Raw genomic sequence first — 14,042 nt, 5'->3', positions numbered from 1 at the left:
AATGTCCTTTTAATCTGTTCTACGATAATAACTCAGATAAAGAGCCGTAGTTGGCAATACAATCTTTTTGAATTTTTATCCACTGCTGTTCTGAGATGTCTTTCACAAAATCAGAGTAGCTAATAGTTGAACTCTCCCCAATTACACGGGAAGTCAGCAATGGATGTAAATCAAAACAAGGATGAATAGTGAGGGCCCTGACAGATAATCTTTCCAATTCATCATAATAATGAAAAGTGTAATTCTGTAACCTTCCAAAAATTGGCATCAACAAATTATGTGCTTGTAACTCGCTAATCCATGGGGCATTGTCTGAACGACGATAGGTGCATAATCCGCAATTTATTGCCCCTATCCAACGAATTTGACTGTATTGTTCATCGGATAAACCCAGCGTATGAGCTCCAAATAGTTTCGCTTCAATAGCTGGAAATGTATGCAGTTCAGCTTCTCCGGACATTACCGTCCACTGTTCTGCTAAACCAAATAAAATTCGTTTTTGTACCTCTGATAGTATCGGCCAAAGTTGGCTCAAAACAGCCGGGTCGTAAAAACGCAATAATATCGTTCGGTCTTCGGATAAACGCTGAATAGCAACCTGTCCAATGTATCTGGCCAAATCGGGTAACTGAGTATTTGAATTCGCCGCTAACCAACCACAAAAGCGTCGCCCATCCCCCATATCAATTCGTTCCGGGTGAGATTCAAATAAAGATTCATATACCGAATGAAACAACAAATTACAATCTTCCTGCTGATTAAGATTTAATGGCAAAATGAAAGGAACTTTTGTTTTATCTATCGAAGGATGAGGTATAGGAATATAGGTGACCTGGTTGCTATTAATACGTTCATTTATGACATCATCATCAATAAAATCACGTAAGAAAGGATCTAACAATAAATAACATTGATTCGAATAAGTCAGAAAGCGTGTTTTTAACTGTTCAGTTAATAAAGTAGCCTGAACACTTAACTTGGGCTCATGAAATTTGGCATTAATTATTTTATTTGTTTTCATTATAAACCTGTTTCAACAGTCCGTGTTCTAAAGGTTAAAGTTCAACTGATGCCCTTTGCCCCTGAGAAGCCCCTTGTTGCGCTGGCTGACATCCTTCCGGAATTTCAATAACCTGATTCATGCTGGCCGCCCCTTGCTTCTGCAACGCAATCGACTTAACCGTCACATTCTTAGGACACCCCAACTCAATCCCACCATCCTTCAACCGAATATACCCACCACCACAGTTCAGCAATAACTCATTTTTGGCGCTAATGATCACCCGACCATCCACGCTGGCAATCTCCATATCCTGCTTCGAGGCCAACTGCATGGCGTCATTTTGCGCCTGTACTTCCACCTTCCCCTGATTGGCCAGCAGTTTCATACCGCTGTTCTGGGTAAACAGGCTGATACCGTCACCCGTTGCCAGCGTCAGTTTTTTAGCCACGCCAATATCCGCATTGCTGCCCGCGTTGAGATACAGATTGTTAGACGCCGCCAGCTGCATGTCCTCACCGCTGGCAATACCAATACCGTCCGGTGCGCTGGCCAGTATCACGCTCGCCGTCAGGTCCTTCAGTTTTTGCTCAATCAGCGTCTTCTGAGCAGCGATTTCCGCCACCAGCGCCTGTGCCTGTTCTGCTGCATGGTTCAGACCCTGCATCTGCGAGTAAGCCGCTTCCAGTAGGCTCAGCGCAGGCTCCATTTCCCGGACTTCACCTTTGGCGGTCTGCTGCTCATCCGCACTGATAAACAACCCTTTTCCCGCCCGTATCGCCCCCCACTCATCGGTGCGCAGCTCAAACCCTTCTCCCCGCTGTTTACGCTCCGCATCCACCAGATGCCCCATATTCAACTGGGTTTTGCCGTATTCGGTGGCAACTTTGATATGTTCTTTGCCGCGCTCGTCGTCCATCCGCAGTTTGTTATTGGCCGGGGTGCGAATAACATTACGTTTATGATTGGCCACAGTGACCACATCCCCATGACGGGAATCGTGCATGGCGTGGGCAATATACGGACGGTCCGGATTGCCTTCGGTAAAGGCGATAGCCACTTCGGTGCCGTCAATCAGCGGGAAGTGAATGCCGTAGGTTTCACCGGCGTAGGCTTTCGCCAGCCGCATCCACAGGCTATCTTCCCCTTTACGCCAGTTGTCGTTCAGGTCGAAGTCCATCTTCACCCGATAGCGACCCTGTGCGTCGATATAGCTGTAGGTGTCGTTATCCGGACTGGTCACCCGTGCCGGTAAAGTGCCGCTGATAGTTGGCCAGACTAAACGGGCCGGACGATAAGGGCGCAGGACGTCGTAAGGAATACCGGTAAAGCTGATAACGTAAGCCTGCTGACGGTCGCCCTGTGTCTCTACTGAAACAATCAGAATACCGCTGCCCGCTTCCGCTATCGGCGAGCCGGTTACGGTCAGAATCTGTCCCGGTGCCAGATGGGATAAGGTGGTTTTACCACTGATGGTGATTTGTTCAGTCATAAAGCGCTGATGACGCAGGCGTGCGTACCAGGCACCCTGACCTACGCTGTCCGGCTCATCACCAGCAGCGTCTTCACCTTCACTGCCGCCACCGTTCAGGCCATTCAGCAGGTCGCCACCTTTCTCCGATAAACCACTTAACGAGCTGCCAACGCTGTCAAAAGCGCCTTTGGCCTGACCCGCCATATTCTGCACCGCACCAGTCACACCGGAAACTGCTGAACCCGCCACACCGCTTAACTGGCTGACGCCGGGAATATCTCCCAGACCATTCGGCATCATATTGCTGAACTGACCCAGCACATCATCCTGCGCATTCGCGTGGTTAACCACTTCCCCTTTATCACGGTAGTGTTCACCATAAACATAATGCTGACCACGGGTGGTTTTATCTTTTTGCGCGCCGTTGACTTCCGACTTCATGCCGGTTTGCGCGTTACGGTAGTTATAGTCCTGAGTCAGCACACTTTGCGGCACGGTTTTACGCGCCACCGACATATCCCAGACCGACTCCACACCGTTATCATTATTGCCGGATGGCTGACGATAGCTGGCGGTTGGGCCGTCCTGATATTGCTGTTCCGAATCACCAAACACCACCACATAACAGCTGTGTTTGGTATGGGTTTCAAAACTGAACCAGATACCGCTGTCCGCCAGCAAGCGACGAATAAAGGTTAAATCACTCTCCTGCCACTGGGTGATGTACTCTTTTACCGGATAGGTTTCTGTCAGTTCAAAACGAAAATCCACCCCGGTCATCTCGTGTTGACGCAGAACCTGTTCCACCACCTGAGGCACCGTCTGGTTCTGGAAGATAGCGCTGTTTTGGCTGTTGTCCAGCAGGGCTAAACGGGGAGATAAGGTAATGGAATAGCGGGCTTCATCTGCTGAACCGGACAACTGGCTGAAAGCGGTGACCACGCCGTACAGAATCCGGGTTTCACTTTCGCCACCTGTCAGCGAACTGGCCATGCTGCTGATGGATGACAAACCGGAACCTGCTTTACCCAGTAAACCGGATGCCTTACCGGCAATGCCGCCAATGGAATCCGCCATGCCACCCAGCTTGCTTACCGCCGAACTGGCCTGATTCACCATCCCCATACCGCGACTGGCCATCTGGCTGACGCTGTTAATGGAAAAACCAGCGGAAGGAGAATTAAACGCGCTGCCAATTTTGTCACTGAACATGCCACCAAAGGCATTAAAGGCGTTCATCAGTTCATTACTTAACTGACCGGCTGCACCACTCAGGCTGCTGATACCACCGGGAGCCAGCGTGAATACCGCTTTTTCACTCAATACCTGTTCCATGGTCAGGCCATGCTGTGCGGTAAACTGAATGTCATATTGCCAGATTTCGCTCAGGTGCTCATGACCCTGTACGCTTAACACTGAAAGTTGGGCATTCAAGCCGTCAATCGCCAACTGATAACGGTTTAACCCATCACCTAATGATGAAAAGCTTGCGACAGAACTGCTGGTACCGTTGCCATTGCCGCTCTGACCTGACACTCCGCCCAGACCAAAGGCCTGAAGCTGTTCATCCAGCAGATCTTTACCTTTTTTTATCAGTTGGTCTTTCATTCAGTTACTCCTTTTCTGACTCAGAAACGCCCATGGTTATCTCTGCTTCCGGTGCAGAATGTGTACTTGAGACTTCAACGGTACCCTGTTCAATAATATCCAGCGTGATGCCTTCCTGCTCGTTGTAACCTAAGGCCAGCGCTTTGGCTTTTTTCTGCTGTGACTGCATTTGCAGCAGAGTTTGTGACAAGACCGGCAGGATTTGCTGGTTCAACAGGCTGTCGATATTGCGGGCTCCACTGTCTGGTAACAAACAGGCGCTCACCAGCTCGTCAAACAGACTCTCTTCAACCCTGAATTCAATGCCGTAGTGACGCTGTAATCTTTCCGCCACTTTGCCCATTTTTATCGCGACAATTTTTCTTAACGCTTCCGCGCCCAGCGGACGGTAAATCACGGTCTGGAAACGGGCCAGCAAGGCCGGTTGGAAGTGGTCACGCAGAATAGGATGGATCACTTCATGCAACATGGCGGTAGTCGCCTGCGGCTGTTCTTCCAGCAGCGCCATCATGTAGTCGCTGCCAAGGTTAGCGGTCATCAGAATGACGGTATTGCGAAAGTCAATTTCACGCCCTTCACCGTCGCGCATAAAGCCACGGTCAAATACCTGATAAAACACATTGATCACGTCACGATGGGCTTTTTCCACCTCATCCAGCAGAACCACACTGTAAGGGCGACGGCGCACCGCTTCAGTCAGTACGCCACCCTGACCGTAACCCACATAACCCGGAGGTGAACCTTTAAGTTGAGAAACCGTATGGGCTTCCTGATATTCAGACATATTGATGGTAATCAGCGAGCGTTCGCCGCCAAACAAAATATCTGCCAACGCCAGCGCACTTTCAGTTTTGCCAATACCTGATGGGCCCACCAGCAAAAATACCCCTAATGGTCCCTGTTCCGGCGTCAGGCCAGTTTTCGCTGCCCGCAGGCGTTGCGCCAGCGATATCAGCGCTTCATCCTGTCCAATAACCCGTTCTGCCAGTTCGTTTTCTAACATCAACAGGTTGCTTTGCTCATCTTTCATCAGGCTTTCTAACGGAACACCGGTCCAGTCAGCGATAACGCTGGCAACCGTGCGGCTATCAACATCCAGCGATAACAGCGGTACCGAATCCTGCACGTTATAGAGCTGTTGCTGAAGCTGATTAATCTGCTCGGCGATCTCCTGCGGTGTCTGCGGTAGGTCCGACTGATTCAGCCAGGAACGCAATTCGATCAGCTGCTCAATAATTTGCTTTTCACGAGTAAACTGTACGGTACGCTGCTCAATTTTCTGAATCAGCCCTTGCTGTTCAGTTTTAATTTCATCCAGCCGGGATTCAGGGATCGCTTCCCCCAGTTCCCAGTCTTCACTCAGGGCAATGTACTCATACTCCAGTGCGGAAAGCTGTGCTTCTAACAGGGTGATCTCTTCCGGAATAGTATCTAATCCCATGCGCACCCGGGCTGAAGCAGTATCCAACAGGTCCACCGCTTTGTCCGGTAACTGACGGCCCGTGATATAACGGCGCGACAGTGAAACCGCGGTACGAACCGCTTCATCTAAAATATGCACCCCATGGTGCTGGGCATAACGAGACTTAAGGCCTCGCAACATTAATGCCGAGGTTTCATCATCCGGCTCATCCACTTTTACCATCTGAAAACGACGCTCCAGCGCCGCATCACGTTCAAAATACTGTTTGTATTCAGACCAGGTGGTGGCGGCAATGGTGCGCAACTCCCCCCGGGCCAGTGCAGGTTTTAGCAGGTTAGCCGCATCGGCTCCCCCCGCCTGATTACCCGCGCCGATAATAGTATGGGCTTCATCAATAAACAGCAGAATAGGCGTGGGTGATTGTTGTACCGCTTCAATCACATTTTTTAATCGCTGTTCAAACTCACCTTTTACACCGGCTCCTGCCTGAAGCAGGCCTAAGTCCAGCGTGTGAATATTGACTGGCTTTAAACTGTCCGGAACGTTACCTTCGGCAATACGCAAGGCCAAACCTTCAACCAACGCCGTTTTCCCTACGCCGGGCTCACCGACCAGAATTGGGTTGTTTTTACGACGGCGGGATAAGATATCTACCATCTGACGAATTTCCACATCACGACCAAAGACCGGATCGATTTTTTGTTCTTTTGCTCTGGCGGTCAGATTGATGGTGAAACGGTCTAATGCGGTGTGCTGCGCCGGTGCCGCCGCGGTTTTATTTAACGAGCCGGTAGTCGGTGCCACAGGAGCGATATCTGCACCGACGGATTCAACGCTATCGTAAACCGGTGCGTTAACCCGTTCAGGGCTCTCATCAGAAAGCTCGTCCAGAATGGGTAATAAACGCTGAAGCTGAACCTGAGAAACGCTGAGCAATGGCCAGGCGTCACGCGCTTTCAGCCATTGAGGATTGTCGATCAGCGCCTGAAGAATATGGGCTGAACGCACGGAATCTGATTGATTTTCCAGCGAGGCGATAAGCCAGGCTGATTTTAATAACTCTTGTACTACGCCAGACAATACCGGCTTTTGCTGTACCGTATGGGGTAAGGCTTCCAGTTGACCCAGCAGTGCCTGCCATACGCCGTCCAAATCCAGCTCATAACGACGTGCGATCACCGTCATATCGCCGCACCCTTGCTCCAGCAATTTCAACAACCAATGCTCTAAAGTAATTTCTGGATGAGCCCGCGTCTGACACAGGCTGGCGGCAGCTTCTAATGCTCTGGCGCAATAGGGGTTTAATCGACGTAATAGTACGGAAGGATCGGTGATCATTGGCTGCTCCCTGGCACAACATGATTTTATATTGGAGATAGATGCACCGGCAGAAATCCTCCGGTGCATGATGGTGCGAATACCCTAAGTCATTGGAACCGTGGCAAGGCAGCAAGTGAACGCAGCTAACGCCGCCACTGTTTCAAGGACGACGGGGATTTAGCCGCGGCCTTCGTTCCAGCTGTCCGCGTGGATGATGTTGCCATCTTTATAAGTCCACGTGATTTTTTCATAACGCACTTCCACTTCTTCCAGGTGGTTGTAACGCTCTTTGCTTGGATCTTTGATGTTGTGCATGATTGGCTTAATAGAAACCACTTTCACGCTGTCCATCAGGGTGTTGAAGTACTCAACTTCCTGACCGGAATCATCAATACGGAACCATTTGATTTCAGCCGACTTCAGGGTCTGACCGGTGGTCACCGCTTTGTATAAATAAGGGGATGAAGAATCCACTTCTTTAACGAAAGTTAAAGGTGCATGTACGCGAGTACCGGTTAATTTGCCGGTATTACCATCAGTTGGAATATGAACCTTATGGTCAAACTCAACCAGTTCAATACTGCCTTCACGTCCTTGAACCGTCACCGAACCCTTGATGTCTGCACCACCATCATCTTTAACAAACAGATATGCAGGAATTGCCATTACTCTCTCCTTAGTTTTGTTGAGATATCTGATGCCCGGCTTGTGGCTGACACGCCGAAGCTTCTGGCACCAAACTGATTTCCACCCGGCGGTTAGCCGCTCTTCCTTCTGCTGTCTCATTGTCAGCAATGGGTTGAGTTGCCCCGTACCCCTGAATGGCGAAACAGGTTTTCTCGATATCACTGGTTTCTATCATCCAGTCGCGGACCGATTCCGCTCTGGCCAGTGACAGCTTCTGATTATTTTCTGGATTTCCTGTGACATCGGTATGGCCCGCAATCAGAATCAGCCATCCCGGCTTGGCTTTAATGTTGATTAAAGCGTCTACAAGAATTTTGGTTGAACCGGTTTTTAGCTGTGCTTTTCCGGTATCAAACAGTGACATACTGTCCAGCCGCACCAGCTTCGGTGCTTCCTCTGGTGGTGGAGGCGGTGGCGGAGGTGGCGGCGGCTGATAATTTTTAATCGCCACATCCAGCGGCATGATTAAACGCCCTGCGGTATACAACCCTACGCCCAGCCGTTCTGGCTCGCCTTCCCGGTAATACTTATCCAACAGTTGCCGATCGGTTTTCAGCACCTTCAGGCTGGTTAACTTCTCGTCATAGCTATCCATGGCAATCTGCTTGTAAGCATGCAGATCCCCGGCGATATGTTGCAGCAACTGGCGGTTGTTATAAGCCGATGCACACAATGCAACCGCCGCAAATAAGGCCGTCAACATCACTGCATGACAAAGTGCCCGTTTCTTTGCCGGTAGCTGACAGAACACCGGCATGTCTTCCACTAACCGTTCAGGCAGAGGAATTGACTGATTCGCCGTTGAGGCCGCTGGCAGCGATAAAGTGGTAACGTCGGCTAAATAACGCTGCCAGACGTTTTCATTTTCAACCGGCAGACTAACGTTCAGGCACGCTACCGCCCCCGGGATCCACTGGGGAACCGGCTGTTGTGTATCGCTTAGTACCTGAATAACCTGCTCATCCAGCCACTGTTGTAAGGTTTTCAACATCACCGCCAGATGCTGACGCTGATATTGATGTTGCTGCTCTCCCTGCTGACACCACTGGTTTAGCGGCATGTGGCAGTCATCTAAAATGCGTATTTCCGAACTCTGTTTATTCCACCAGAACCAGGGAGCTGATTCTGATGCTTCATCGCCCAGTCGGACATTGACGGCCAGGTATCCCGGTAGCTTATAGCCGCTGGTCTTACTGGCATCCGCCCATGACTGGCGAAACGTTTGCAGATATCCCGTCAGGGACTGGCTGTTGATATAACGTTCAGGTGTCAGGGTAAACAACACCCCTATCCTTCCTGCCATCTCGGGCCAGCGACCACTCAGGGCATCTGCCGTCAGAGAGAGCTCCGACATATCCGGTACTGCAATCCAGATACTCTTACCGCTTATTGCTACCTGCCGATCCTCTTGTTCAGCAAAGTAACGGGTGGTGGCATCGCCGGTGACTAATATCACCGGTAACCGGCGCCTCAGGCGTTCCGGCAATGCTTCCAGTTGTCTGTCCAGCGCATCCAGATAAGGTGATACATGTTTAACCTGTCTGGTATACCGTAAGGTGCGCCACCCTTTATATCCGCTGACCAATAGCGTCAGCACACAACCTATAACTACCCAGCCAGTTGGCAAAGGTAGGAAGAACAGCAGCAGAGCCAGACAGAGACAGGTGGCATACAGCAGCTGCACTCGCCAAGGGTAATCACCCACATTCACATCCTTAATTTCAATCCCACGTCGATTTTGCAATGCCGTATCGTTGTGCAGGATCCCTTACCCCATCGATAAGGTGACAACCCGGGTATGACGCTAAGCTATCCACACGCCTTAAAGTCAATACCTCAGGGACTTTCCCTATTGCTGTGTAAGTTTTTCTCTCCTGTAAAACGCCTGATTAATTGCATTATTTTTCATACCGGTTGCCGTCACAGGCCCGGATCGAAAGTTGTTATGCACCCTGTAATAGCTGAACCAGCGTGCTGTCCAGATGCTGACGTAACAGCATGTACAGTAAAATGACTGCCATGACTGAAATACCGGTCCAGAACAGCAGTGAAGAGTTCCGCCAGAAGCCACCTTTCCCTTGCACCGCGTTAATCATCGATACGTTTTTACTTGCTGAGGATTCAGGCAGCAGATCCCGTACCGCCATCACCAGCTGTTCTCTTTCCGTCTGTGGTTGCGATAAATAGCGCCCCTGAAAACCCAACCCTAAGATGCGGTCATAACAAGCCAGTACCAATTGAGCCCCTTCCGGATGGCGAATACGCTGACGGATACGCTCAAACAGTTCGTCACCGGCCTGATAAGTTTTAAAGAAAGTGACCTGCAATGGCGTGCCCTGCCAAACGTCGTAACCTTCGTCGTTATTGCGTAACAGCACGGTTTCATCCAGCAGAGCGCAGGCGGCATAGCTGATATCGTTAACGACATCCGTGCCACATTGCATTTCGGTTAAGCGTTTACGCAGTTGGTTGATTTGCTCCACGCAACGTTTGTATAGCGCTTCCCCATGTTCCACCACTGAGCCCGCACGTAAATGCACGACCGTCAGAGCGATATCACGCAGCAGTTCATCAATGGAGAGATTTTTCAGGTTTTGGCTCATGATTTAAGTACCGCAAACAGTTCCAGAGAAACGTCCGGCAGTGAACGCGGAACATAAAACTCGCAGCAACGTGCTGCCAGCATGCTCTGCGCGGCCGGATGGGTTAAGTCCAGAGCGAAATACTGATTATCCAGACGCAGCGGAATAGCTGCCGGTACATGACTTAATGCTTTAAGTGGAACGCCGGACAGCGCCGAGTTAATGATTTGGTTCACATCATCCGGCGAACCTACTTTGCACAGCACCGGCATCAGTTCCAGCAGTTGATGGGCAGGCAGTGATGAACGTACTGACAGATAGAAGTCGGTATCTTCCGTCAAACGGCTATCCTGTAAGCGACCGGACCAGCGGGTACCACTGCTGTGAACCAGATCGATAGCAATCACTCTGGATGGCAGGCTGGCTTCTAACAGTTGACCAATCAGCTTAAACAGCGGCGGAAACACCATATTTAACTGGTTATGCTGATAAGACGGGATCGCCTCAACGTCATGCTCCAGAGAGAACGTCAATAAGGCACCAGCCAGCGAAACCAGTTGCTGATAGAGCTGCTCCGGATGGGTCACCGGATATTGCTGTAAGAATTTAAGCAACGGTTCATGGCTGTTCAGCGCGTTAAGCAACCAGAACAGAGACACATCAGCGACGGCAAATTCCGCCATTTGCTGATTACGCTCACGACGCATTCCCATCAGGCGCTGGCGTTTCGACTGCACCTGAGTGCATAACATATCCAGCTGTTGAGTCAGCACGCCATTGCTGGCGGTTAAACTCAGTAGCGGAGGTAAGAAAGCCGGTTCAATGGCAAACAGGCCGTTAGCATCGCGTTTCAGGCGAACCAGTGGACAGGTAAGATAATCCCCCTGCTCTTCGAAATCGAACAGCAGCGTCAGCGCATAGCGCTCAACGGCAATGGATTCATTCCCCTGACCAAACAAGTCCTGAATTTCTATCCATTCCTGCCGGTAGCGTAACGGTCGCTCCGAGTAGTTGCCTTCCTGATGGCAGTTTCCACCGTTAGCGTGTAACAGCGGCAACCCCAACAGAACCGTCACTTCATTACGGTCGGCCGGAATGCTTTGTTTCAGGTCACGGGCCGGAGGTAACGCATCAGAGACGTCGGTATCTATCCAACTGCCATCGGGAAAACGCACGCTTAAACTTTCGGCATTGAGTTTATTCAATGTCAAAGCCTGAGCGTCAAATGCCACGCGCTGAACGCCCCAGGGATTAGCCAGGCAGAGCCTGGCAATCTGGTCGTTACTAAACGCTTCCCATCGACTTTGTTGCTGGAATTGTTCCGGCGACAAAAACGCACCTTCGCTCCATAACGGGCGGTGGATCTTCATTATTTCAAACTCCGGATAAGATTAAGCCTTGGCCTTTGGCATTTGAGAAACCATCGATAAATTGATGTCCATGCCTTCAATCTGGAAGTGAGGAATAAGGAATGTTTTCACCCGGAAGAAGCCCGGGTTATCGTCAATATCTTCTACGATAACTTTTGCCTGACGCAGCGGATGTGACGCCTGAACTTCATCGCTTGGATCGGTCATTTCGGTGACCAGATTATTGATCCAGGCATTCAGCTCCAGCTCCAGCACACGACGATCTTTAGTCGCACCAATGTTCTCGCGCTGAATCACTTTCAGGTAATGAGCAATACGTGACAGCAGGAAAATGTACGGTAAACGGGCATTGATTCGGCTGTTCGCAGTGGCTTCTTTGGTGTCATACAGCGCTGGTTTCTGGGCTGAGTTAGCAGAGAAGAAGCACGCATAGTCACGGTTTTTATAGAATGACAGTGGGATAAAGCCCAGGTTAGCAAATTCAAACTCACGGGTTTCCGGGATCAGAACTTCCGTTGGGATCTTAACCTGATTGCCAGTTCCCAGGTCGTACAAATGAATTGGCAGATCGTCAACTAAACCGCCAGCCTGCGGGCCACGAACCTGAACACACCAACCGTTACGCACAAAGCTTTTCACCATATTGGCAGCAAAAGCAAATGAGGCATTGGTCCACAGATAACGGTCGTGATCCGGTCCTTTTACCTCTTCGGTATAGTTGAAGTTACGCACCGGTACCGTATCCGGACCATATGGCAGACGCGCCAATACGCGCGGCAGGGTTAAACCCACATAGCGGGAATCATCGGTATCGCGGAAGCTTTTCCACTTGGTGTATTCAGCACGATCGAAGTAGTTAGCAATATCTTTAATTGCTGCCACTTCTTCCATGTTGTTCTTACCAAAGAAAGCCGGGCCAACAGAGGCAATAAACGGCATGTGTGCCGCTGCCGCCACTTTAGAGATATTACGCAGTAATGCGATATCCTGCGGACCACGATCAAACTCAAAGTTAGAAATGGTTACGCCAATTGGCTCACCGCCTGGGGTGTCATATTCCTGAATATAGGTATGACGATAAAAGCCGGTTTGAATGGTTTCTGGTGCATCTTCGAAATCTTGCTGCAGTGCTTCTTTTGAAGCATCCAGCACTTCGATTCTGACATTGCGACGGAAGTCAGTACGGTCAACCAGGAACTTTAAGCCGCGCCATGCCGACTCGATAGATTGAAATTCGGGATGATGCATCACGGCATCTAACTGCTCGCTCAACTGTTTGTCGATTTGGCTGATATGGAAATCCAGCAGGCTCTTATCCAGCTTATCCACTTTTTGCGCCGATTGCTGAACCATATTCAGAAATACGTTAACCGCCATAGTGACACGTTCATCAGCAGAGGCTTCCGCCAGCGCATCGTTATCCTGAAACTTAACGATATCGTCAAATTGAGCAACCGGAGTGAGATTAATTTTATCAAACAGAGACTGATAGACGCTGCTGGCATCTTTCACTACAGTGCTGGCAGTTTTAGAACTGGAACCTTGTGTAGAGGTAGACATAGACAATCCTTATAAAATACGTATCAAAGAAGAATGATTACTGAGAATCAGCGCCGTTTGGCAAAGAACCAATTGCCGCTAATTCAGCGCGCAGTTCGTCCGATAGTTGCTCATCTTTTAAAATACGTTCCAGTTCCAGGCGGAAAGTGGCGTTATCCAGCAGGTTGGATTTCAGGTCGCGTAATAAATTACGCATAGCGAGTAATGAACGTAATGCAGGAATTTGTTTTGCTACCTGCTCCGGTTCAAAATCTTTCATATCTTTAAAGCTTAACGATACGTTAGTTTCAGAATCATCACCGGCGAGGGTATTCTTAATGGTGAGTTTGGCTTTAGGATTTAAATCCGCTAATACGGCGTTAAAGTTATTTTTATTGATGGAGATTTTTTCTCTTTCAGCAATAGGTCGATTTTCCTGACCGTGACTGTAGTCTCCCATTACTAATAACTTCAGTGGTAACTCAACTTTTTTCTGTGCGCCACCGGTATGAAGATCCAGTTTTATATTTACGCGCGCTGCGGGAACTTCGTTTTGAAAGCTGTCAGCCATAGTTTTAGTCCTGATCCTTATTGGTAAAAAACACCACAACTACGTTCCCTATTTCCTTGTGTATCAACTACCTGAAATATCCGAGCGCTCGGATGAGGTTCTGCCTCATGGTCGATAACCGTGGTTCCGTCTATTGGTTATTGATAAAAGTTATATTCACTTTTGCGAATAACGTTATATCCACATAAAGATTAAATTGAACTTATTAGTATAAAAAACATTCAATTCATTAATTGAATTTGTTCTTTTTTATATCAAAAAGAACACTAACTAGATACCTGTCAAGGTTGACAGGTATTGTGTTGGCATTATATTAATTTGTTGATTTATATAAAAAATAAAAATTAAAATATCAGAAAGAGAATGTAATGAAGTGTATTTTTTAATCAATAGAGTTTTATTATAAAATAATAACTCTAATTATTAATTATCATTTATTTTGGTTTTTAATAGAGGATAAATTAAGAA

9 protein-coding genes are annotated in these 14,042 nt (G+C 49.0%); all 9 read right to left on the bottom strand.

Going from position 1 to position 14,042, the window contains the following annotated elements:
• Positions 1-19: 19 nt before the first annotated feature.
• Positions 20-1,021, bottom strand: a complete 1,002-nt coding sequence (locus EKN56_RS07285; protein WP_130591167.1) for a DUF4123 domain-containing protein — start codon at positions 1,019-1,021, stop codon at positions 20-22.
• Between the two features lie 34 nt (positions 1,022-1,055).
• Positions 1,056-4,082 (bottom strand): type VI secretion system Vgr family protein, encoded by a 3,027-nt coding sequence (locus EKN56_RS07280; RefSeq protein WP_130591166.1) that lies wholly within the window; start codon positions 4,080-4,082, stop codon positions 1,056-1,058.
• A 4-nt stretch (positions 4,083-4,086) separates the two neighbouring features.
• Positions 4,087-6,843, bottom strand: a complete 2,757-nt coding sequence (gene tssH / locus EKN56_RS07275) for a type VI secretion system ATPase TssH (protein ID WP_130591165.1) — start codon at positions 6,841-6,843, stop codon at positions 4,087-4,089.
• 159 nt (positions 6,844-7,002) lie between these two features.
• Entirely contained in the window at positions 7,003-7,491 is a 489-nt protein-coding gene (locus EKN56_RS07270) for an Hcp family type VI secretion system effector (protein WP_108899318.1), read from the bottom strand.
• Positions 7,492-7,501: 10 nt separating this feature from the next.
• Positions 7,502-9,217, bottom strand: coding sequence for an OmpA family protein (locus EKN56_RS07265; protein ID WP_130591164.1), 1,716 nt, complete (start codon positions 9,215-9,217; stop codon positions 7,502-7,504).
• Between the two features lie 238 nt (positions 9,218-9,455).
• Positions 9,456-10,115 carry a type VI secretion system protein TssL, short form gene (tssL, locus tag EKN56_RS07260; protein ID WP_130591163.1) on the bottom strand — a complete coding sequence of 220 codons (660 nt, stop codon included), beginning with the start codon at positions 10,113-10,115 and terminating at the stop codon, positions 9,456-9,458.
• Positions 10,112-11,464 carry a type VI secretion system baseplate subunit TssK gene (gene tssK / locus EKN56_RS07255; protein ID WP_130591162.1) on the bottom strand — a complete coding sequence of 451 codons (1,353 nt, stop codon included), beginning with the start codon at positions 11,462-11,464 and terminating at the stop codon, positions 10,112-10,114. The genes tssL and tssK overlap by 4 nt, the downstream gene beginning before the upstream one ends.
• A gap of 21 nt (positions 11,465-11,485) precedes the next feature.
• Positions 11,486-13,024 (bottom strand): type VI secretion system contractile sheath large subunit, encoded by a 1,539-nt coding sequence (tssC, locus tag EKN56_RS07250; protein WP_130591161.1) that lies wholly within the window; start codon positions 13,022-13,024, stop codon positions 11,486-11,488.
• Positions 13,025-13,061: 37 nt separating this feature from the next.
• Entirely contained in the window at positions 13,062-13,574 is a 513-nt protein-coding gene (tssB, locus tag EKN56_RS07245) for a type VI secretion system contractile sheath small subunit (protein WP_130591160.1), read from the bottom strand.
• Positions 13,575-14,042: the final 468 nt, after the last annotated feature.

The sequence above is a fragment of the Limnobaculum zhutongyuii genome (genome assembly GCF_004295645.1).
Lineage (GTDB): Bacteria > Pseudomonadota > Gammaproteobacteria > Enterobacterales > Enterobacteriaceae > Limnobaculum > Limnobaculum zhutongyuii.
The sequence above is the reverse complement of the archived record's forward strand: the minus strand, read 5'-3'. Positions and strand labels throughout refer to the sequence as shown.

Coding starts and splice junctions, on each gene's coding strand:
- EKN56_RS07285 (WP_130591167.1), bottom strand. CDS start 1,021: ATGAAAACAAATAAAATAATTAATGCCAAATTTCATGAGCCCAAGTTA.
- tssB (WP_130591160.1), bottom strand. CDS start 13,574: ATGGCTGACAGCTTTCAAAACGAAGTTCCCGCAGCGCGCGTAAATATA.
- tssH (WP_130591165.1), bottom strand. CDS start 6,843: ATGATCACCGATCCTTCCGTACTATTACGTCGATTAAACCCCTATTGC.
- tssC (WP_130591161.1), bottom strand. CDS start 13,024: ATGTCTACCTCTACACAAGGTTCCAGTTCTAAAACTGCCAGCACTGTA.
- tssK (WP_130591162.1), bottom strand. CDS start 11,464: ATGAAGATCCACCGCCCGTTATGGAGCGAAGGTGCGTTTTTGTCGCCG.
- tssL (WP_130591163.1), bottom strand. CDS start 10,115: ATGAGCCAAAACCTGAAAAATCTCTCCATTGATGAACTGCTGCGTGAT.
- EKN56_RS07270 (WP_108899318.1), bottom strand. CDS start 7,491: ATGGCAATTCCTGCATATCTGTTTGTTAAAGATGATGGTGGTGCAGAC.
- EKN56_RS07280 (WP_130591166.1), bottom strand. CDS start 4,082: ATGAAAGACCAACTGATAAAAAAAGGTAAAGATCTGCTGGATGAACAG.